Below are 22,615 nucleotides of genomic sequence, written 5' to 3'. Positions count from 1 at the left end.
CTTTTAGCTCCGTTAACGAGTCTTTGATACTCGTGAATGAGTCTTTTAGCTCCGTTAACGAGTCTTTGATACTCGTGAATGAGTCTTTTAGCTCCATTAATGAGTCTTTGAACTCCATTAACGAGTATCAGAGCTTCATTTTTTTAGATTGCAGATTTTAGTAATTAGGTAACAGATTTATAGCGGTTCCCATTCAGATGCGGTACAACATTATATCGTGGGGTGTAGGGGCACGGCAGTGCCGTGCCCCTACGGGTGTACCTCACGCAAACGAGAAGCGCTATAAGAAAGGCTCAAAATCTCACGCACAGCTTGTTCTACATTGCTTTGTTTAACTAAAGACTCTCCAATCAAAACCGCACGCGCACCAGCCTCAGCAACAAAAGATAAATCAGCAGGTGTATACAGTCCAGACTCGCTGACGACGGTGATATCTAAACTTTGTAATTGTTGCTGACGCTGTGCTAAAAGTTGCTGTGTTGTTCCTAAATCAAGGGTAAAGTCTTCTAAATTGCGATTGTTGATTCCTACTAAACTTAGGTTATCAAGCTTTAGCACTCGATCCAGTTCAGACAAGGTATGGACTTCTACCAGTGCAATCATGCCCAAATCGTGAATTACTCCCAAAAAGTCTTGGAGTTCTCGATCTGATAAAATAGCTGCAATCAACAATACTGCATCTGCACCTGCTGTGCGTGCTAAATAAATTTGATAGCAGTCAATGATGAACTCCTTGCACAGTAAAGGTAATGCTACTTGTTGACGCACATTCCGCAGATTATCAAAACCGCCCTGAAAGAACTTTTCGTCAGTCAGGACTGATAAACAAGCTGCACCGCCTCGTTCATAAGCTTGAGCAACAGCTACTGCATCAAAATCTGCACGGATAATCCCACGGCTAGGTGATGCTTTTTTTACCTCTGCAATTAAGCTCGGTTGGTTAGGGTTTTCTTGTAAAGCAGTCAAGAAATTTCGCACATTCGGGGCTGTATTTAACTGTTGTCGCAAGGAGGCTAAAGGCAGTTCTTGCTGCATTTGTGCAACTTCTTGCCTTTTATGCGACACAATATCTTCGAGAATATGGCGGGAAAGGGCAACTTGGTTAGTCATAAACAGCTAAGGGTAGTGGAATGGGAAATAACTAATTATTCTCACATTCTTGTTATTCTCGTTCCCAGATTCCATCTGGGAATGCATTCTGTGCAGGCTCTGCCTGCCTGATAAGACTAAAAACACTTTTAATCTCGGTATGAGGGAGGCGGAGCCTCAAGGATGGCATTCCCACGCAGAGCATGGGAACGAGGCAAATGACTAATGACCAATGACTAATGACTCTTCAACCTGCGTATATGCACGCACCACATTTTTAATGATTTCCAAACCGACTTCTCCACCTAAAGTCATGATTGATTCTGGATGAAACTGAACGGCGGCGATGGGAAGTGTCTGATGTTCAATGCCCATAATTACGTCGTCATCAGACATCGCTGTTACTTTCAGTTCTTTTGGCAAACGTTGCGGTAGGGCAAACAATGAGTGATATCTACCGACTGCAAAGGATTCGGGTAAGTTTTTGAAAGTGACAGAATCGGAATCGGTAACGAAAATCCGTGAAGATTTACCATGTTGAGGATAGTTGAGAACTCCCAATTCGCCATCAAAAGCTTCAACGATGCCTTGCAATCCCAGACAAACTCCGAAAATGGGAATTTTGCGATGCAGAAGGGCGCCGACAGTCTCGGAAACCCCAAAATCACTTGGTCTACCAGGGCCAGGAGATAAAACAACTAAGTCAGGGCGTTCTGTATCGAATAGCGATTCCGAGAAGCCATGACGGAGTGTGGTGACGCTTGCACCAGTTTGGCGAATGTAATTGGCTAGGGTATGAACAAATGAGTCTTCGTAGTCTATTAGTAAGATGCGTTTGCCAGCTGCCGCACTTGGGAAGAATTTAGTTAACTTTAGAGAACCGGATTCATTAATTTTCTGACTCGTTTGCTTCACACGCCGAATCGTTTCAAATAACGCAGCGCCTTTGGTAATTGTTTCTTGTTCTTCTGCTTGGGGTATGGAGTCATAAAGGACAGTAGCCCCGACTCGCACTTCGGCGATGCAATCTTTTAATCGAATTGTCCGCAGAATTAAGCCAGTATTTAAATTCCCGTTGAAATTTAAATAGCCGACTGCTCCACCATACCAACGTCGGGCGCTCTTTTCGTGCCGTTCAATAAAATCTATTGCTGCCCTTTTGGGTGCGCCGGTGACTGTAACTGCCCATGTATGCGACAGAAAGGCATCTAAAGCATCAAATTGCGAGCGCAGAGTACCCTCAACATGATCTACTGTATGTATCAGGTGGCTATATAATTCAATTTGGCGACGACCAATGACTTGTACTGAACCAGGTTCGCAGATTCGGGATTTGTCATTGCGATCGACATCAGTACACATGGTCAACTCAGCTTCATCTTTGTGAGAATTGAGTAACTGACGAATTTGCACCGCATCGTCAAGAGCATCTTGTCCCCGGCTAATAGTGCCACTAATCGGACAAGTTTCTATCCGCCTACCTTCAACCCGCACAAACATTTCTGGAGATGCACCAATCAGATATTCGCCACCTAAATTAAAAATAAACCCATAAGGACTAGGATTTATTTCCTTTAAAGTGTTAAATAGTTTGCTGGGTTCGTCTTCATAGCCTTCAAAAAAGTTTTGACTAGGAACAACTTCAAATAAATCGCCTCTGCGGAAATAATCGAGTGCAAGCTCAACTTTTTTCGCATATTCGCCTACTTTATGGTCAGCAGTTTGATTTGGTAGAAGATGTTTGCCGCGATAATCTACAGACTCACCTGTTCTAGGAAGATTCTTTGTGCTGCCGTGCTCTGTTTGAAAATCATATTGTAGACGAAATGCACGTTGCTGATAGTAGTCAACAACAATCAATTCATCTGGCAAATAAAGCACCAAATCGCGTTGATCTGTAGGACGCTCCAAATGTTGGGCAATTGGTTCAAACTGAAAAACTAAGTCATAACCAAATGCACCATACAAGCCTAAATGCTCGTCTTCTTGACTGGAGAAAGTATATAGAATTTCGCGGACAACTGTAAATGATGAAGGCTGTTTACTACGTTCCTCTTCAGTAAATAATTCTTTTGTAGCTTTAATAAAGCCGACGATATTGTTATTTTCTTGGGTGACGTTCTCAAGTTGTCCTGACTGGGATAGGCGCTCTAAAAGGAATGGCAAAAGCACTTGACCGCGTTCATTCAATGCTATCAAAGTGAAAGCATTCTCCTGTGTAGTCAACTCTAACGGTGGATTGACAAATCCGATAGCCCATCTTTTGTATCTGCCTGGATATTCGTAGCTACTTCTTAGCAAGCCTCCACGCTGAGAATTTAAATGGAACAGAATATCTTCTAGGGCAGTGTCCATCTTAACTTCGGTGATGGAGCGAGAAACACTTACACCGCCAAGAGTATTGTAGGAACCTGAATCAAAAACCATGAGTAATTTCTCTAGAATATTTGTTAATCAATCATTAATCATTATTAGTAGTTATTTTCAAACCCAGAACAGACTTAGATAATCTTCTATCCATCTAAGTCAACATATTCTTTTTAAAAAATGTAATCAAAAACCTTTCGCTTCTTATTTAAGAATACTAGATATAAAGAAATAATACATTGAACAATTTTTCGATTAGCTGTCAATTTATTCGCTTTGTATACTGCTTTTCTAATAAATTTACCAACAACCCTATTTAAAAACCTCCACCTCCCCCAAAAGTAGTAAATAATCTCATCAAACCTCAGCGTACCTACCCTACGGGAAGGCGAAGCGCCTATGCGCTTCCCTCAGCGTACCTACCCTACGGGAAGGCGAAGCGCCTATGCGTTTAAAAATCCCCCTCTCACTTCCCGCAACAGCGATATTGCTTGCCTATACAACACCAAATTCACCTCATGAACCTCAACTCTTTCTCCAATCCCTTGTAACAGCGTCAAAGTCAACTCCCCCCCCAAATGTTCGCGGAATTCAGTCAAACCCCGAAACAAACAATTAATATCTTCCAATTGTGATAAATTCTGGGCCAGTTCAGGCACATACAACGTAAAACCCAACGCCAATAAAGTATTTAATATCCGTTGCCACTCCGAACAATCCAGCAATCCTATCAAATAGGAATAAGTGCTATCCAAAGCAATACCGATCGCAACTGCTTCGCCATGACGTAAGCGATAATTTGTCAAATGCTCCAGTTTGTGAGCCGCCCAATGTCCAAAATCCAGGGGACGAGACGAACCCATTTCAAAAGGATCGCCGCCATTGGCAATATGTTCTAAATGCAACTGGGCGCAACGATAGATAACCTGTTGCATAGTGTCCATATCTCGCCGCCTCAAAGCTGTGGTGTGAGAGTGGATAAAATCAAAAAAGCTGGCATCCTTAATCAGCGCCACTTTGACTGCTTCTGCAATCCCAGAACGCCAATCGCGATCGTCTAGAGTTGTCAAGAATGCAGAGTCATTTATAACTGCATAAGGTGGCGCAAATGTGCCGAGAAAGTTCTTTTTACCAAAGGCATTGATGCCGTTTTTGACGCCAACCCCAGAATCATTTTGCGCTAACACCGTCGTCGGCACCCGAATTAGACGAATTCCCCGGTGAGCAGTTGCAGCAGCATATCCTACCAAATCCAACACCGCCCCGCCCCCGATCGCTAATATGTAGGAGTGGCGACATAATCCGGCGGCTTCAATCTGTTGCTGGATTTGCTCTACTAAAGTGCGATCGTTTTTGGCAGCTTCTCCTCCCGAAATTATCATCGGTACAGCTGCGATCGCTAGTACCTCTGCATAAAACTTGGTATACGCGACTAATTGCTTCACCAATTCAGGTTGATACTTTAATATTCCTGCATCTATCACTGCAACTAATTTCTTCGGCTTTGTCTCCTCATCCGCACCAATCACTTGGGCTAAGGTGGGATTTTTCAACTCAAATAAATTTTGGGTGAAGTAAACCTCGTAGTTAAAAGTAACTGAAACACGTTGATTAATTAATCTACTTTTTTGCTTAATGTCAATTACCATATTTTTGCTTTTTAAATACTAATATTTGTGTGCAGCTTTGGTTGAAAATCTCGTTGGATAGCCATTGTATTTAAAGGCTGCATAAAAGTGTTGATTTTCTCTTCAAAAAAGCTTTGAGCATTTTCAAATTCTTGAATTAATGCCTCTCTGTCTTTCATCGCTACTAGTTTTGCCAAACGACTGTAAGTATCAGCTAAAAAGCTAATTGCATCACACCTTTGTTCTGTAGCTAGCATAATATCCACACATAAGTGAGGGTTTTGGGAAAACAAACGTTTAACAATGTCAATTTCTTGACGGTAGTTAGGAGTTGACATTGTTAAAGTCTGCTGTATATCGATTTTTGCTTCCGCTAAAAAAACACCAAGACTAAATCTACAGAAATGTTGCGTTGCTTGAACGATGACCATGATTTGATCGTGTTCTTCAGGCGTACAGACAATTAACTCTCCACCTTGACTTTTAATAAAGTCTAAAAACCATTGAAATGAATCATCGTTTCGACCCGGACACACTACCACTTTTTGTCCAAAAAACGATTTTACATTTGGGCCAAACATTGGGTGTAAACCCATGACTGGGCCAGAATGGTGTTCAAGCATTGCTTGAGTTGGCTGTGTTTTAATACTCGTAATGTCACACAAAGCGGTAGTTGGGGCGAGGTATTTAGCTGCACGCTTAATAACATCAACTGTATGTTTAATAGGAACGCTGACTAAAACTAATTCTGCCTGACTTAACAGTTGATCTGCGTATTCCCAATCATCAGATTCGAGAACGCTAACATTGTTACCTACTAGCGAAAGCTGCTCTTTAAATAATCTTCCCATCCTGCCACATCCACCGATGATGGTGATTTGTCGGGGAGTGAGATGATTTATTGCATATTTAGGAATCAGAGTAGCATGACAACTATTTAGCACACCTGCCCAAACAGACTCAGGAATACCAGCTTGGGCGAGTAGGGGAGCGACATCAGCCAGTTGTTCATCTAAAGAAGGTTGTTCTGATGCTGCTAATAATGATATGCGATCGCTCAATAAGGCGATCAACCTTTCGTCAGTTTTTTTAAGCCGATCTGAAGAAGAGGATTTCAAAGGCATTTTTCTTCCAATTTTCAAATATCAACAAGTGATTCCTGAGAACTCAATTTGGGCAACATATCCAAAGTTGTTGCTCTTTTGGCAATCATCTTAGAAAATAACTCTTCATACCGATCTAGCGTTTGCTCAAAGGAATAGTTTTCTACCGCAAACTTTCTTCCTTCACGCCCTAATTTTGCTGCTAGTTCCGGTTGATTATATAAATCCAATACCGCAGTGGCTAAAGCATCTGCTGACTCTGGCTTAACGATAATACTGCCGCCACTTTCTCGAATAGCTTTGGCAGCAGTACCAGTGGCGGGAACTGAACCCACAATTGGGCGACCACTGGCTAACAACAATGGTATTTTAGAAGGCATATTGAAAGAAATCACATTGCACTTTTGCACAATCAACCCGACATCAGCAGCTGCTAACATTTGCGGTAGTTTTTCTCGCGGTTGCAATGGTAAAAGCAATACGTTATCTGCACCACAAGCAAGACAATGTTTTTGCAACCTTTCGAGAGCTTGGGATTCGCCGGCTACGACAAAGACAATATCATTAATATGGCGCAAGCAAGCTGCTGCTTCTATTACTGTCTCCAAACCTTGCGTGAGAGCAATATTACCTGAATAAAGCACTACAAATTTACCATCGAGTTGATGGGTAGCTCTCCAATAGTTATTCTCCTTTGGTAAAGGGCGGATAAAATTTAGATTTACCCAATTTGGAATGCAGGCAATTTTATTAACAGGTACACCTTTATTTATTAAATTATCCACAAAGCCATCAGCAATCACACTAATGGTATGTGCATTTCGGTAGGCAAATTTTTCTAAAGCTTCTAGAGCGAGAATCATCAACTTATTTTTAATTAGCCCAACACGCACAGCAGCTTCTGGGAGGATATCTTGCACATTCAGGACTACTGGACAGTTGTATAGCCAACTTATTAAGGTTGCAGGTAAGCAAACGAGTAACGGTGGCACTGTTAAGAGAATTAAATCAGGTCGCTCACCCTTGAGAGCTTGTGGCAAACTTGTAAAGACAAAGCTCAACTCTAGCAGTAGCCGATCTACAAGGTTAGGTTTAGACTTAATCCGCAGGTAACTACGCTGAATTTTGACACCATTTTTCTCTTCAGTAACGTATAACTTACCCCGATAGCGATCATAAATCTGACGCTGAGGATAGTTAGGCATACCTGTGATTACCCGCACTTGGTGCCCTCGCTTCACCAGCCCTTCTGCTAGTTCAGTCATCAAAGGTGCAATACCAATTGGTTCTGGATGATAGTTGTATGAATAAATCAGAATGTGCATTAACCGTTAATGTCCTGAAGACTTGTAGTAAGGAGTAAAGTCCTTACTACAAACTTGTTTACCTATTAATTTCAACTTGACACATTACTAGCACTGTTACTCAAGCATCAGAACTCAGCACTGTTTTTGCAGTTCTTTCTCTAAACTGAAAACTGGCTTTTGTTGCCTACGTCTTTGCAATGTGACGGTAGCAGCCCCAAGTCCAAGCAATGCTAAACCCAATGCTGAACTAGGTTCCGGTACTTTCCTTGTGCCTTCTACGTTTAACACTTGGACGCGACCTTGGAAGAAATCGCCCACATAAAGCTTGCCATCTTTGAGGCTTGTACCACCCGTCCAGTTAAATCTGCCTGGTGTGAGGTCGAGGGGATTGCCAAATGGGGGGTCAGTTAATCCTGGAGGTGGAACTGGGTTGCCTGATGCATCTAGGGCTGGTTGACCGTAGGAAGTCAAGAAGTTACCGTTTTTATCAAATACCTGAACGCGACTGTTGATAGAATCAGCTACATAAACATTCTCTTGGTCGTCCACTTCGATGCCAATTGGCTGAAGAAGCTGTCCAGGTCCGCTACCTGCTGAACCAAATGTGTACAGAGGTTTACCATTTGGATCGAGTACCTGAACGCGGTTGTTATACTGGTCAGCTACATAGATATTTCCACTAACTGGGGAAATTCTTGTACCGGCTACACCTTGGAATTCTCCAAGTGCAGTGCCAGTGGTGCCACCAATAACACCAATTTGCTTTCCGTCTGATGTGAATTTAAGGATTCTTTCGCCGTTAAAATCACCAACGTAAACGTTGCCAGTTTTGTCAAATGTTACACCCGATGGTCCAAAGAAAAATCTACCTGGTATGAGAGGGGTAAATTCTCCATTTGCAAAGGATCTAATAAAGTTACCCTGAGAATCGAATTGATTGATGCGGTTGTTGTAAACATCACCTGCATACAAATCCCCTGTTACGGGATTAAAGTCTACAGTTGTTGGCTCGTCAAACTGTCCGGGCCCTGTGCCGCCGGAGCCAATTGCTCCAATATACTGACCGCTTGGACTAAATTTTTCAATTTTGTCACCGAGGTTGTAGTTAGGAGTACCATCCGGGTTAACACCGCGTCCGTTAGATATAAGGGTATTCCCTTGGCTATCCACCGCTATGCCTTGGGGAACAAACAGTTGCCCAGGGCCGAAGCCAGGACTGCCGATACTTCTGTCGTAAGTTAATGTTATAGCCTTGGCTTGGGCTGCTGTTGCCAACACCAAGAATCCAGTACCGAGAATGCCGATTGAGAAATTTTTGACTAATCCCATGAGTTTGAAGTCCTGGTTGTATGAGTTATACTCTTTCCTAGACTAATATTTGTTACCAGTCCCAATTTGGGAACCCGGTAATTTAGGCTGCTGCCTCTTGTTTGAAATGCAACTTTCGGTGTGAGGCAGCAGCCTATTCTGTAAGCGAATGCTTACAGAGCCAGGTAAAGAGGAATCAGACAGTCTCTGCTTTGGCTAATTCTTTGCTGCGTTTGCGCTTCAGCATTGAAGTTGCACCTAAAGCACTAGCAACTATCAGACCTATTGAAGAGGTGGGTTCGGGAACTTTGGTTACTCTAGGATCAATCTTGATAACTTGTCCTGTTCCTGCGAGTCTGGCTCGGTTTGAAATATATAAATCACCATCAGGGCCAAAAGTGATGCCAGAAGCAGCTTCTAGTCCATCACCACTCCAAATCGTTTCACGAGTACCATCAGTGCCTATTTTGATCACAGAACCACTAATATCACCAGTGATAATACCGCCCTGTTGAATTTCTTTCCATTCGGAATTATTGATGTGTTGCAAAGCATACAAATTGCCATCTGGGTCATAAGCTACGCCAGTTAGCTGTGTAAAGCCATCGGCGATAACTTTTGATTGCAAGGTATCGGGGTCAAAGCTAAAGATACGTGCTTCTTTCTCTGGATAGGGAAAATAAGTGTATTCGCTGACTGTTAAACTGCCATCTGGAGCAACGGTAATACCTGTAGGTACTGATTGCTGTGTAATTGGCAGCGCAGATGGATCTACATCTGGGGGAAGGTCAGGGAATTCAAGTTTATTTCTATCTATCAGTTTCTGAGGGACTGCGGCTACATTCTTAATACCACTGCCATCGAGTCCTACAGAATATATACTGTTTCCGCCCCCATCAACTACGTAAGCAGTCTCACCTTTAATTGCAAAAGCATAGGGGTTGGAAATCAAATCAGTCCCATCAGGATTAAATGCAGTTTCATAAGCTGCAAAATCGGCAAGAGTTGTCAACCCACCAGTGTTTAAGTCTACTTTGTATAATTTTCCGAGGTCAGGCGATTTTAAAACGGTATCACGATTGGTTGGATCACCTGCAAGACCCGTCAAAAGATAAGCGTTACCTAGAGAATCAAATTTGAAGTCCGCAGGCCCGGCTGCTTGTTCGCCAGAGGGGGATAATGCTAGAGAAGTCAGATCGGAAATTATATTTGTTTTTGTACCGTCTTTAGCAATTTTGACTAGGGAGCCATTCTGACCAGCACATAAAGGAATATACCCCGCGCTAGGTGATGCAATGCATCTTCCGTCTTTTCCATCACCCCCAGAACCGCTTTCTGTAACATAAAGATTGCCGCTAGAATCAAAGTCGATTCCGCGTGGGTTACTAAGACCATCACTAACTACCGTTAGGCTTGCAGCTTCGGCTGCTTTTGGTACAGAAACGCCAGCAATACAAACAGTTAAAAGTGTAAGAGTAAATGATTTGAGTTTCATACCTTTGGAGATTGAGAGTTAAATAAGTGGAAATTTTTATGGTTTTAAAGACAACGATTCTCGGTCTTTAAGGAACGCAGGGGAAATGCCCTTTTTGAGAGGCACTGATATTCAGTAAACCATAAATTTGTAAAAATTAACGTAAAGATAAGCGTTCCAGCCCTTATAAAGAAGCAGGTAAAAAGCATTGGTTTAACAGCTATCACCTGTATTGTTACTAGTAGCATCAGCTGAAATGCTCACTAATCAGTTGTTTTGTGGTATGCCTGCATTCAACTGAAATGTCCACTTGTCTTGACTTCTAAAAAACTTTTTGGTTTACTGAATATTGCTTTGAAACTCTTTACTTGAACGCGACGACTGCATGTATAGGAGGTTTGGTAGCTCTCTTCTTGTGCAACCAACCAACGCCTAAAGCACCGATCGCTAATACGCCTAAAGCAGAATCAGGTTCAGGAACAGATTTGATATTTTCAATTCTGAGAATTTGTCCTTCTCCTGGGCGATCGCCTCGGTTTGTGACGTATACTGCACCATCAGCACCAATAGTCAAGGCGCTAGGCGACTCTAATCCATTCCCACTCAGAAGAGTTGTGCGTGTCCCATCGGTAGCTATTTTGATTACAGAACCATCAAAATTACCCTTCCAGGCTGACTGATTGGCGTACTGCAAAGCATATAAATTGCCCTCAGTATCAAAATCCAAGTCTGTGAGTTGGGTAAAGCCATCGGCGAAGACTGTTGGTAAACCATCAGCGCCGACTCGATAGATTTTTGCCCCACCTTCAGGGAAGGGAAAACCAGTAAATTGGCTGACATAATAAGCACCATCAGGGCCTTTTGTCACACTTGAGGGTACTGGTTGAGTTGCAAACTGCGATCGCACTACTTCACCTTGAGATGGCACTTGTGCAGGTTCATTGGATGGGGAATCAGAAGGTGGAAAGACTGGATTAGTCAAGATGTCTTGGGGAAACGCAACTATCGCCTGCAAATTATTACTAACAGTATTAAAACGGAGTAAGTCGTTTGCACCTGCATCAGCTACAACCAATTTATTACCATCTATTACAAAACCCAAGGGATTGCTACCGACATCACCACCATCGGGATTATTGGCGAGTTCATAGTTAGCTAAATCTGCAACACTCGTCCAGGAATTGGTTTTAAAGTCGGGAGCAATGATTTTACCGAGGTCAGTGTAACCTAAATTGCGATCGCGAAAGGCTGGATTAGCCCCATACCCAATCAGAACATAAGGTTTACCCTTCGGATCGAATTGGATATCACGAGGGCCAGCGCCTCCAGTACCATCTGGTAATGCTAAGGAAGGGAGTCCTGTAAGTATCCGCTCGGTTTTACCATTCTCAATTTTGGTAACTGCACCACTTGTGCCATAGCATAAAGAATCGCCTTGACCACTTGGTGGTGGAACACAAGCGCCACTTCCCCCGATTCCCGCTTCTGTAACATAGAGATCGCCATCTGGGCCAAAGCTCAGACCACCGGCATTATATAGACCGTCGGCGATTACTGAAAAGGATGCGGCTGACGCAGCTTTCATTCCCGAAAAAGCAGCAACACAAAAAGTGAGGATAGTAATAGTAAGTGGCTTGAGTTTCATGTGTTGCAATACAGGTAATCGTGGGGAATTTAGGGGTGAATTTTAAACGCAGAGAACGCTGAGGGAAGCGCAGAGTAACGCCGAGATTTTAGTTGGTAACTAGTGATTCTGGAGTTTTTGGCAGGTAGCTCATTCCTCGGTCAAATGATTTGAGGTTGCCAGCTTTGGCTTCGAGTAAACGTTTTATGTTCATGCTCTCAGCCCCAAAGTCTTCAATTTGAAGTTTGCCGTGGGTAACAGTTCCATCTGTTTTCCAGAATGTAATTCGATGCAGGATAAAACCAGAGGCTTCTGGATCTGCGAAAGAGTATGCGGTTGGGATAAGTAAGGCTACAGAGCGCTGATAATATTCGTAGTCTGGATAAAAATGTTCTTGTTCAAGCAAGTAGTATTTACTCAAAGAATGAACTCGTACAGACACTTTTACTTTTTGGTCATATTCATCTTTGAATTCACCTGATTCAGAAGTGATATCACCATTTGGTCGCAGTAAATGCGCCCACTCATCTACATTTTTTAAGTCCTTTAAGTATTCAATGCCGATTTCAATTGGGGCATCAACATAAATGGTGTCTGTATCGATAAAGTGGCTTCCTTTAGCTGCTGAGGTCAGACCAGCTTTACGTTCCAAATTACCTTTGAGAGAACGACACTCGGAAGTGTGTACTGTGTGAATTCCCTGCATAATCATCTGAGTCTGCCGTTTGGGATCGACAAAGCTCAACCAGTGAAAATACACGCCTTTTTCATCTGTCCCCGGTTCGATATAGTCTGTAGGAAACAGTAAAACAGGGTAAACCTGATAATATTTCTGATACTCTAATCCACAGTGCCACTCAATGCCGTAGAAAAGTGGATTTTCTAGTTTTTTAACGTGATAGTAAAGATTTTTGTGATAACCGGATGCAGTTCCGAGCCAGGTATCTTCATCAATTTGCTCTTTCATCCGGCTGTAAAGCGTCCATTCATCTAAATTCTTTAAACTACAAAGGTAGTCAAAGGCGCTCTCTGGTGAAGTCGCAATGTAAGCTGATGTCGCAAAGGTATTTTTTTCCACTTTTCACTCCTTAAGATAATAACAATTAAGCTGCGATCGCTTTAGTCTTGGTTCGCTTATTATTGTTGATCCGGTCTTCTGCTAATCGTCTGGCAGCATCGTTGGTACTAACTCCCTGCTGTTTAGCAATATCAAAAATTGCTAATAGGGTGTCATAAATATTATGCACTTGCTTGAAAGCTTTTTCTTCGTCATAACCAATCATTTCATTGTAAACATTGATTAGCCCTCCGGCATTAATTACATAATCAGGGCTGTAAAGAATCCCTTTTCTGGCAAGCATTTGACTATGTAGTTGCTCATTCTCCAATTGATTATTAGCTGCACCAGCAATAATAGAAGCTCGCAGGAAAGGAATTGTATGACTATTAAGAATTCCTCCTAAAGCGCAAGGAGCAAATATATCTACATCAAGAGCGTAAATTTCTGTTGGTTCTACAATAGTTGCGCCAAAAAGCCGTTTTACCTCTTCTACTTTTACTGGGTCTACATCGCTAACAAAAAGCTTGACATCATGCTCATGTAAGTGGCGGCAGAGATTTTTACCAACATTTCCTAAGCCTTGAACTGCAACTTTCATTCCATCAAGTCTTTTGCTTTGCCAACGAGACTCCACAGCAGCTTGAATTCCGAGAAAAACTCCTAGTGATGTTATCGGAGCAGGCCCGCCAGACTTTTCTGATACCCCAACAACATGTTTAGTTTCTTGACTAATTGTCCGCACATCGTCAGGAGTAATATTGACATCTTGTCCGGTAATAAAACGTCCATTCAGACTATCAACAAAACGTCCGTAAGCTCTCAACAGATCATCTGTTTTATTTTCAGGATTAGCGATAATGACTGCTTTTCCCCCACCAGCCGGAATGTTGGCACAGGCAGCTTTATATGTCATCCCACGGCTTAGACGAAGTGCATCTTTTAAAGCAGCTTCTTCGTTGAGATAAGGCAAGAGTCTTGTAGCTCCCATCGCTGGGCCCAAGGTCGTGTCATGGATAGCAATAATTGCCTTAATTTCGGGATTTTTACCATGACAGAAGAGAACTTGTTCGTGACCCATTTCTCTAACAGTTTCAAATAGCAGCATCTTGACCTCTTGATATTGTTTGGGATTGGTTAGAGAAAGTAATGACCATTACAAAATGTAAAGATATAAACACAAAATGAGTCTCGAATATTAAGATAAGGTGAAGTAAGAATAAAGTAGCGTTCAAAAATCAAAAATTTGAAGTTCCAGTTTTTGCGGGGTAGTTGTTGGCTGGAAAAGAATTTTTATCGTTTCTCAATTGCTACTTTATCCTTTGGTGAGTTGACAAAGAGTGCGGATAGATATATTAATCCGATCTACGTTGCAAAGTCCGCCTGATTGAGGTGTCTTAGTGTCTAATAAGAATTGAATGAGATTGCCAGCTTTTAAAATCAAATCATTGGAAATGAAACTTGCTTGGCTGAATTTTTAGCCTGACTTGATTTGACTCCTTGTGCAGCCAAACTTTTATTACGTCCACCAGAGGGTGCTGGGCGATCAGCGTCAATCACTACATCAATCAGAAAGGGAACATTTGATGCGATCGCTTGTTCTAATGCCGCTTCGATATCTGACTCTCTGACGACTACGATCGCTTCTGCTCCCATACCACGAGCAATCATGGCGAAGTTTGTTGGTGGAAGTGTTGCATCTGCACCCTTTAATCCCAAGATTTTCATCCCTTGATGGCACATGTTGTAACGCGCATCGTTGAGTACAATCCAGATTGCGGGAATTTTGTATTTCACGGCTGTGCTGATTTCGTTATTCATCAGCATTGCCCCATCGCCTACAATCCCTACAGCCTTGCCATTGTTCGCCACTGCTGCACCCAACACTCCGGTGACGGCGTGACCCATTGCTCCAACTCCGGTGCTGACTCGGTAACGATTGGCTTCGGCAAATTGCAGTAGATGAGTTGACCAAGTAAAGGAGTTACCGCACTCTGCCATTACTACCGCATCGCTATCTTCAACAATTATCTTTTGAATTGCTGCCATCAATACTTCTGGTCGCACTGGATAATCTACGTCTGGAGCAGGTTCAATTGCTTTGTGTTCTGGACGAGGTAGCGACAAAGTTGTGGAACGAGGAGCATCTGGTAATTGCTGCAATAACTCTTCTACAAAAGCTTTGATGTCAGACCGAACCCCGAAAGTTTCAACGTGTGGATAGGCTACACCTGGCACTTCTGGGTCAATATCTACATGGACAAAGCCTCCTTTTGGAACCAGAGCCGAACTCCAGAAGGAAGTCGGTTCACCAAGGCGGGTTCCTAATACGAGTGTGCGTAATGGAGGTTGTTCTTCCATATAAGTCAAGACGGAAGCATGACCGCCTAAACCTGTAACACCCACAAACTGGGGATGATCTTCGGGGAAGATACCTTTACCACGGGGTGAACACATGACGGCTGCTCCAGTTTTTTCAGCGAGTTCAAGGATTTCCTCTGCTGCGTCACGCGCACCGAAACCAACCCAGATGGCAAAGGGGCCAGATGATAATAACTCTACAGATTTAGCGATCGCTTCTTTTGAAGCAGTCATCGGAAACGGAGTAACATCTAATTGAGGTAAAGCTATATCCTCAACTAAACTTGTCTGCACAGCGGTGGGAATACTCAAATGGGCAACAAATCCGCCTGGTTGCGCCATAGCCAAAGCCAATTTACGAAAAATCTGCGGTAGTTGAGACGCAGATTCAATAGTGATTGCATAGTTGAATAGCGCTCCTGAGGTAAAAATCCCTCCACTTGGCAAGGTGTAAGTGCTGGTTTCTTGAATAGCCCAACGTCCACGCTGCGGTGCTGAGGTGCAAGCTGACAGCAAAATTACCTTTGCACCTTCACCACGAGCCGCAAATAACCCAGTCAGGGCATTGGTGATCCCCGGCCCTGCTGTGGTAAAAACTACAGTAGGGCGATCGCTAGCAAAGTATGCTTCAGTCGCTGCAAATGCGGCTCCGGCTTCATGGCGGAAGTTCAACACTTCTATGCTGCTATTTGACAGCGCACCCCAAAGGCTTGCCATCGCACCACCTGCGACACCAAAAGCGTAGCCTACTCCCAAATTTTCCAACATCTGAGCGATCGCATCGGCAACTGAGAGTGTTGGAGCTATTTCATCGTTTAAAAATGGCTGAATTTTCCCATTCTTCTCCGATTCATCAAGCTGACGGGAGTCAGACACAGATTCTACATATCTGTTTGCTGCAAGTTCCTTGTATGGCTCAGTGGTGATGAGAGGAGAGTTTGAACCAGTATAGTTTTGACTCATTAGTTTCACGTAATTACAAAAAGTTACACAAAGGCTTTTTAGTTTACAATCACAGCGCTAGAAATATTTAATACAAACAACTCTGTTGTTTCTTGCAGCTATGACCTAGCTTGGTCGATAGTAGAAATGATTAGTCACTGCTGATTGATGCTTATGATGCGCAGTACCAAAAAATTTTTACCAAAAGCATACAACAGTTGAGGCTGTGCTTCTTATGATCAGAATAAAGGAGATAAAGACCGTTGGGCAATCAAAAATCTTTTGATGAAGGTGTCAAATTTTTCGCTTCTAGTGTGATGATTGCAGTGCTGAAGTAGGTTGGCGGGAATAAACCAAATCATCTAAAGGTATGTAAACGAGCAACTAAGCTGAACTCAAACACATCTCATAATTTTTACAAAGCTTTACATAGTTACCTTTAATTGCACCCATTCACTTATTTAACCGCCTGGGAAAATTCTTAACTTTATGATAATTACTATGATAAAAATCTATTTGCAATGAAAAATCTTTTGATGAGGGTGTCAATTCTTTAGTTTTTATCGTGATTGTGACATTTCCAACTTAGTCATTCTGAAAGATTGATATTCTGCGATCGCAGAAGCGGCACATTACCAAATTTACAATAGAAAATCTTTTGATCTGATTGTCAATTCTTTTGCTTTAGGACTTACACAACTAACTTTTCATCCGAATTAAAGCATGAAGCGATTTAGCGGTATTTATATTGCTACCAAAAACTCTTTGAGTCAATTATTTGTAACGAGAAAGACATTAATTTTTAACTTTTTATCTTTTTATATTTCTTTTGAGAGATGACAAAGTATTCAGTACGTAGTTATTTTCTAAAATATGTTTTCTATGACATAAAATCCAGCAATATATGCTTAGTATAAGATCAAGTGTTTGTTTATCACAAAACAAACACTAAATTATACCTAAAATTATACGTATTTTTACGATACAATTGTACTTCTTACGACAGATGACTAAGCATATTATTTTATAGTTAGATATCTGAGAGAGTAAATTAAGATAAATTAAGTAAATAAGTTGATCGGTGAAATTTGCTCATTTAAGCCAGGCCCAGCACTGCACATCGCTTTTATGTTGAAAATCAAACGAATCTACACTAGTACAGCACGGCGTAAATCTAACTACTATCTCAATTAACCAGACAAATAGGAGCAATTCATGAATTGCCTCTACTCAAGCAACTGGTTAAAGGCAGGCAAACTTCCGCCACAGTGTACTACTAGTTCACTAAAGTCCTTGGTGAGGGAAAAGTTAAAGGATAAAAACTTTTATTCTTTAACTTTTTCCCAGTCGAAACCCAGCAATTTTAGGTTGGTGAACCATTTAGTTAGTTTTGGTGCAGGACTAATTTCAATTTAAAATATTTTTTCTACTTATAGATTAAGAGTTTTTAACTCTTATCTAATAAAGTTTATTGACTAATCTGGATTTGATTTGTCTAAATTTTGTGCGGACATAAAAAGCTGTTTAAGTCAATAGTAAAGTTTTTTAAAAATTTAGTTTTTTTTTAGAAAAATTTGGTTCAATAATTCACATTCTTCTGGTATAATAAGTTTTGTTAAGATTATTAATAAAATTTTTTAGTACGTTAAAAAATTTTATTTTTTAACAGCCGAATAGTGCACCAAAGATTTAGGAAGTTATGATTTTTAACTCATTAATAGCTATGGTGCTGATCGATTACCAGGAGGAAGTAGGAATATGAATTCTGGCGAATATACACTAGCTAGATCAAACAATCAATGGGCACTACAACCAGAAATAGAGATGAAGTTTGCTCACTTGCTGATAAATCAAGCTGTAGATGCGGCTTTCTGTTTAGGAGCAAACGCACAGTTTCTTTACGTCAACGATGCTACTTGCCTGATGACTGAGTACTCCCGTGAGGAATTACTTTCCATGAGGCTGCATGATATAGACGTAGACTTTTCTCTACACAATTGGTCAGATATTAGCTCACAAGGTTTCCTTACCTTTAAATCTCGCTACCGGACAAAAGGAGGTCGGATATTTTTGGTAGAAATATCCATGAACTATGTCAAACACCAAGATATGGAATTTGGCTGTGTTTTTGCTCGTGATCAAACTGATGAAATAGTAGAATTGAGCGTACAAAAGTGGACTGATGAATTAAGGGATGCCAAAGACAATTTGCAACAAGAATTTTCTCAACTCAAGGTAAAAGAAGTAGAGCTAGAAACATCCCTATCTTTACTTCGTTCTACTCTCGAATCTACTGCTATTGGTGTTGTTGCAGTTAACTTTCAGGGAGATATTCTGAGCTTTAATCAGAAATTTGTGGAGATGTGGCAGATCCCCGAGTCTCTAATACTATCCAATAAATGTCCTCGATGCAAAGCCTTTTTTGAGAACCAACTTAAAGATTCACAAGCCTTTAGTCGGCTGATTTGGGAAGTGTCTAGCCAATCTGATTTTGAGAGCTACGACATTCTGGAGTTGAAAGATGGGAGAGTTTTTGCACACTACTCAAAACCTCAGTGGATCGAGGGCAAAATTATTGGTAGAGTGTGGAGTATTTGGGACATTACTGAATCGAAACAAACTGAAGAAGCATTGCGGCTGAACGCAGCTAGATTTCGGACTTTAGCAGAAACGACAGATGCCAGCACTTTTCTGATTCAAGGCACGCAGCTTTGCTACATAAATCCAGCAGTGGAAAAACTCACTGGCTACACAAAAGAGGAACTGCTAACAGACTTTGGACTGCGCCGACTGATTAAAAGCAAAAAACGTAGGCAGGTACGCAACCAGGTAGAAGCAGGTGACTTTGAATACCAGGAGATGAATATTCTGACAAAAAACGGCACGGAGCGCTGGCTAGCTTGCGCGGTTGCCATGCTAGATGGAGTTCTCGATTTTGGAGGAAAACCAGTCGAATTGATTGCAGGTATCGATATTACCGATTACAAATATGCGGAATTAGGTCTTAACCAAGCTTTAGAACAAGCAAAACAACTTAGCGAACTTAGAGCGCGTTTTCTTTCTATGGTCTGTCATCAATTCCGGACTCCGCTGAATATTGTTTCATTTTCTAATAGTTTGCTAAAGGAAGAAGTAGACAAACGTACACAGAAGAAAATACAACCATTACTCGATCACATTCAAAAAGCTACCGAACAACTCAGCCAAATGTTGGATGATATTTTGTTCTTCTCTAAGACAGAATCAGCAAAAATCAACTGTGAACCCAAACCACTTGATTTAGTTGAGTTTTGTAATGATTTAGTTGCACAAATGCAGATGAGTGTTAGCCAAATCCCGATTAACTTTGTAAGTCAAGATAACTCTCTAACAGCCTGCATAGATAAAAAACTGTTAGAGCCTATTTTGAAGAATTTGCTCGATAACGCAATCAAGTATTCTACCTCCAACATGGCAGTTGATTTGAAACTATATTGCAAAAATGAAAAATTAATTTTCCAGGTCAAAGATAAAGGTATCGGTATTTCAGTAGCAGATCAAGAACGAATATTTGAGCCATTTTACCGTGGTAGTAATATTGATCATATACCTGGTACTGGACTAGGACTATCGATTCTTAAAACCCTTGTAGATTTACATCACGGTCAAATCTCTGTAGAAAGTCAACTTGATGTGGGCACTACATTTACTGTGATGTTGCCATTAATCAAATCAGAGTTGACCAGTTCCGAGTTATGAGTGTTGAAATGAAGATAATTGTTAATTCACAAATTATCAATCATAACTCTCGGAACGAAGTAATTAATCTCATGCCTATTTACATACTCACCAAAGAGTCTAGTAAGTAGCTTCTGCAAAAAGTTATGGTAATAGAAAATTATGTCTGAATCGTCAAAGAAAATTCTCGTCATTGAAGATGATAACGTTACCCGCAATCTTTATTTAAAGAGTCTTGAGGCTAAAGGTTTTGATACGATAGGTGCTGCCAACGGTGTTGCTGCTATCCAACAAGCACAAGAGCATATACCCGACTTAGTGATTTGCGATATCACGATGCCTGATATGGATGGTTATAGCGTTTTAGCTACGCTACGCCAAGATCCTGTTACAGCAATTATTCCTTTCATTTTTCTGACTGGCAGTAGTACCAGAGCAGATGTTCGCAAAGCTATGGAATTGGGAGCAGACGACCATCTTAGCAAACCCTCTACAATAGACGAATTGCTCAGAGCGATCGCTACTCGCTTGCAAAAGCAAGCTACTCTCCAATACTGGTGCACTATTCAATTGGAGAAAGCTGCAAAATCAGTATTTGCGGGTAATACTACAGCGCTCGCTGGACGTGTTGGCGTTGGCGTTGGTATTGGTGTTGGCGTTGGCGATAGGGAAGCAGTAGCGACGTTAAGAGCGTCAGCCTCTGGTAGAGAAGCCTCTGGTAGAGAAGCCTCTGGTAGAGAAGCGATGATCCCTGATTCGTCAATCTTTCCCTGCATTCCCCAATTAAAAGAAGTGTTCGACTTTATCGAAGCTCATTACGATCAAGGAATTACTTTGTGTGATGTGGCTGTTGCTGTTGGTTACTCACCTGCTTACTTAACTAACCGAGTAGCAAAGCAGACAGGAGAGACTGTAAACTGCTGGATTGTCAAACGCCGGATGGCGGGAGCTCGTTTTTTACTCCAAAATAATAATGAGACAGTCGAGAAGATAGCAAAAGCATTGGGCTATCAGGATGTGTCTCATTTCTCCCGTCAGTTTCGCCAACATCACGGTTTACCTCCCCAGGCTTGGCGCAAAGAGCATCAGCTTGTATCGCAAAAACAGGTCACACTCTGCTAAAAGTGCTGAAAGCAGAAATACAGCATTGCCCATTCTCCCTTATCCTCAAAAGACTACCGAGTTACCCAATTCAAATAAATAGTTGCGTAAACTCATATATTAAATCCACCCTGCCCTTACGTAACATGGCTGGATCTAATCTTTCGGTAGTGTTGCAAGTCATCAAGACAACTAACCGTTGCTGCATCTGAATACCAGAGTCATCAATTACACTCTGATACAAAGTCCCATCCAGCAAACTCAGAATGTGTTCGGTTTTGTTATTGTATTGCGCTACCTCGGAAGCACGATTTTGCGCTAGATTATCAGCTTCGTTAATAACGATACAAATACGCTCTATGTAAGTTGGGGGGACAAAATTAGCGATCGCATCATGATCTAAAATAAAAATTACATACCCTAAAGGTACAAGAATTTCTTTTGCTACTGCTTGTGTCCAGACTGTTTTACCAGTACCTGGTTGCCCATGTACAACAACTGCTAACTGGTTTTGATTCAGAATTGCTTGCTGTACAGAATCAGTAAAGTTTTGAATATCTGCGGGGAATGTCCGAATGGGAAATTGACTATGAACTTTGCCTACACGACTTTGATATCCACTTAGCATTACTGCTAAGTCGTAAGTCGCTTTGTTAATTAGTGGCGCGAGATTTTTCGCCATTAAACTATATTGTCGTCGCCCGCGATCGTAGGGATCAATTTGCAACCAAATGTCATACTTAGACCAGTAAGCGTAAACAGTATTAATAACGTCTAGGCGTTCCCAGCTAACGAATCTATCTATAGGAAAGTAAAAATCTCTTTCTGAGTAATACTGGGTAATAATATCGGGATTACCCAACACACCTAAAACTCGCAGTACAGTAATTTCTTGCAGTCGATTAAGAACATAATCAATGGGAATACTACTACGACTGACAAATTGGACGATGGGCGTTTCCGTACTCAAAACATCTTTGTAGCGATGATCTGGTGATTGAGGATCTGGTGTAATGTAATTCCAAAATTTTTCAACTTCGTAGCGGGTATTATCAGATACAACACTTAATAAATTTGCCCACCAAGCATAATTATTCCGTCCTAAAACATCAGCAATATTACTTACTAAATTAAAACTTTTTTGAGTTAATTCGCGGGAGTCACTGTACAACAGTTGCCACAAAAACCCCCAGTCTAATTCTCGGTTAAACGGTCGCCAGCCACAAGCAAGTAAGCTTTGCCGAGTATTATTTGTAGGAGTGCCTTCATTGCTTCTAAAATAGTCAAAATCCATATTTATCGGTTATGCAGCGTTAATTAAGTTATTTTGTGTTAAGTAGGAAGTTTTGAAAATTTTTTCTCGTAATATCAACTAATTGCGTGCAAATGGCAATTTTATTTCCACTGTACTGGCGAAGAAGTCTTTTTAATCTAACTCATTACTTCTGTAATATAAAATACTACAAAAAACTACTTATGTCAACTTTTTTGACAAACCAATTGGTAAGTGGCTGTTTACTTTTAGCGATTGATGCAC

Annotated in this window: 14 protein-coding genes; 2 read left to right on the top strand and 12 right to left on the bottom strand. The window is 41.4% G+C overall.

The window, feature by feature from the left end:
- Positions 1 to 249 precede the first annotated feature (249 nt).
- From trpC to scyA, 11 genes are all read right to left on the bottom strand, one after another.
- The gene (gene trpC, locus V7L12_RS01710; RefSeq protein WP_335081546.1) at positions 250 to 1,110 is read right to left on the bottom strand and encodes an indole-3-glycerol phosphate synthase TrpC; all 861 of its coding nucleotides are present in this window, start codon (positions 1,108 to 1,110) and stop codon (positions 250 to 252) included.
- A gap of 201 nt (positions 1,111 to 1,311) precedes the next feature.
- Positions 1,312 to 3,516, bottom strand: a complete 2,205-nt coding sequence (locus V7L12_RS01705) for an anthranilate synthase (RefSeq protein ID WP_335081545.1) — start codon at positions 3,514 to 3,516, stop codon at positions 1,312 to 1,314.
- A 383-nt stretch (positions 3,517 to 3,899) separates the two neighbouring features.
- On the bottom strand, positions 3,900 to 5,105 hold the full coding sequence (locus V7L12_RS01700) for a 3-dehydroquinate synthase (protein WP_335081543.1): 1,206 nt from the start codon (positions 5,103 to 5,105) through the stop codon (positions 3,900 to 3,902).
- A gap of 11 nt (positions 5,106 to 5,116) precedes the next feature.
- On the bottom strand, positions 5,117 to 6,208 hold the full coding sequence (tyrA, locus tag V7L12_RS01695; RefSeq protein ID WP_335081541.1) for a bifunctional chorismate mutase/prephenate dehydrogenase: 1,092 nt from the start codon (positions 6,206 to 6,208) through the stop codon (positions 5,117 to 5,119).
- Positions 6,209 to 6,222: 14 nt separating this feature from the next.
- Positions 6,223 to 7,512 (bottom strand): glycosyltransferase family 4 protein, encoded by a 1,290-nt coding sequence (locus V7L12_RS01690; protein ID WP_335081539.1) that lies wholly within the window; start codon positions 7,510 to 7,512, stop codon positions 6,223 to 6,225.
- Between the two features lie 114 nt (positions 7,513 to 7,626).
- Positions 7,627 to 8,823 (bottom strand): scytonemin biosynthesis PEP-CTERM protein ScyF, encoded by a 1,197-nt coding sequence (scyF, locus tag V7L12_RS01685; protein WP_335081537.1) that lies wholly within the window; start codon positions 8,821 to 8,823, stop codon positions 7,627 to 7,629.
- A 175-nt stretch (positions 8,824 to 8,998) separates the two neighbouring features.
- On the bottom strand, positions 8,999 to 10,297 hold the full coding sequence (locus V7L12_RS01680) for a ScyD/ScyE family protein (protein ID WP_335081535.1): 1,299 nt from the start codon (positions 10,295 to 10,297) through the stop codon (positions 8,999 to 9,001).
- 343 nt (positions 10,298 to 10,640) lie between these two features.
- Positions 10,641 to 11,921: a ScyD/ScyE family protein gene (locus tag V7L12_RS01675; protein ID WP_335081533.1), complete on the bottom strand. Its 1,281-nt coding sequence runs from the start codon at positions 11,919 to 11,921 to the stop codon at positions 10,641 to 10,643.
- An 88-nt stretch (positions 11,922 to 12,009) separates the two neighbouring features.
- Positions 12,010 to 12,978 carry a scytonemin biosynthesis cyclase/decarboxylase ScyC gene (scyC, locus tag V7L12_RS01670; RefSeq protein ID WP_334825443.1) on the bottom strand — a complete coding sequence of 323 codons (969 nt, stop codon included), beginning with the start codon at positions 12,976 to 12,978 and terminating at the stop codon, positions 12,010 to 12,012.
- Between the two features lie 25 nt (positions 12,979 to 13,003).
- Positions 13,004 to 14,065 (bottom strand): tryptophan dehydrogenase ScyB, encoded by a 1,062-nt coding sequence (gene scyB, locus V7L12_RS01665; protein WP_335081531.1) that lies wholly within the window; start codon positions 14,063 to 14,065, stop codon positions 13,004 to 13,006.
- 332 nt (positions 14,066 to 14,397) lie between these two features.
- Positions 14,398 to 16,281, bottom strand: a complete 1,884-nt coding sequence (gene scyA / locus V7L12_RS01660; RefSeq protein ID WP_335081529.1) for a scytonemin biosynthesis protein ScyA — start codon at positions 16,279 to 16,281, stop codon at positions 14,398 to 14,400.
- Positions 16,282 to 18,018: 1,737 nt separating this feature from the next.
- Here scyA and V7L12_RS01655 point away from each other — a divergent pair.
- The gene (locus V7L12_RS01655) at positions 18,019 to 19,998 is read left to right on the top strand and encodes a scytonemin biosynthesis sensor histidine kinase (protein ID WP_335081527.1); all 1,980 of its coding nucleotides are present in this window, start codon (positions 18,019 to 18,021) and stop codon (positions 19,996 to 19,998) included.
- Positions 19,999 to 20,139: 141 nt separating this feature from the next.
- Positions 20,140 to 21,099, top strand: coding sequence for a DNA-binding response regulator (locus V7L12_RS01650; RefSeq protein WP_335081525.1), 960 nt, complete (start codon positions 20,140 to 20,142; stop codon positions 21,097 to 21,099).
- A 70-nt stretch (positions 21,100 to 21,169) separates the two neighbouring features.
- On the opposite strand, the gene V7L12_RS01645 is transcribed toward V7L12_RS01650, so the two are convergent.
- On the bottom strand, positions 21,170 to 22,372 hold the full coding sequence (locus V7L12_RS01645; protein WP_335081522.1) for an AAA family ATPase: 1,203 nt from the start codon (positions 22,370 to 22,372) through the stop codon (positions 21,170 to 21,172).
- Between the last annotated feature and the right edge of the window lie 243 nt (positions 22,373 to 22,615).

It is taken from the genome of Nostoc sp. (genome assembly GCF_036918245.1).
GTDB lineage: Bacteria > Cyanobacteriota > Cyanobacteriia > Cyanobacteriales > Nostocaceae > Nostoc.
This window is presented reverse-complemented; position numbering and strand designations above follow the sequence as displayed.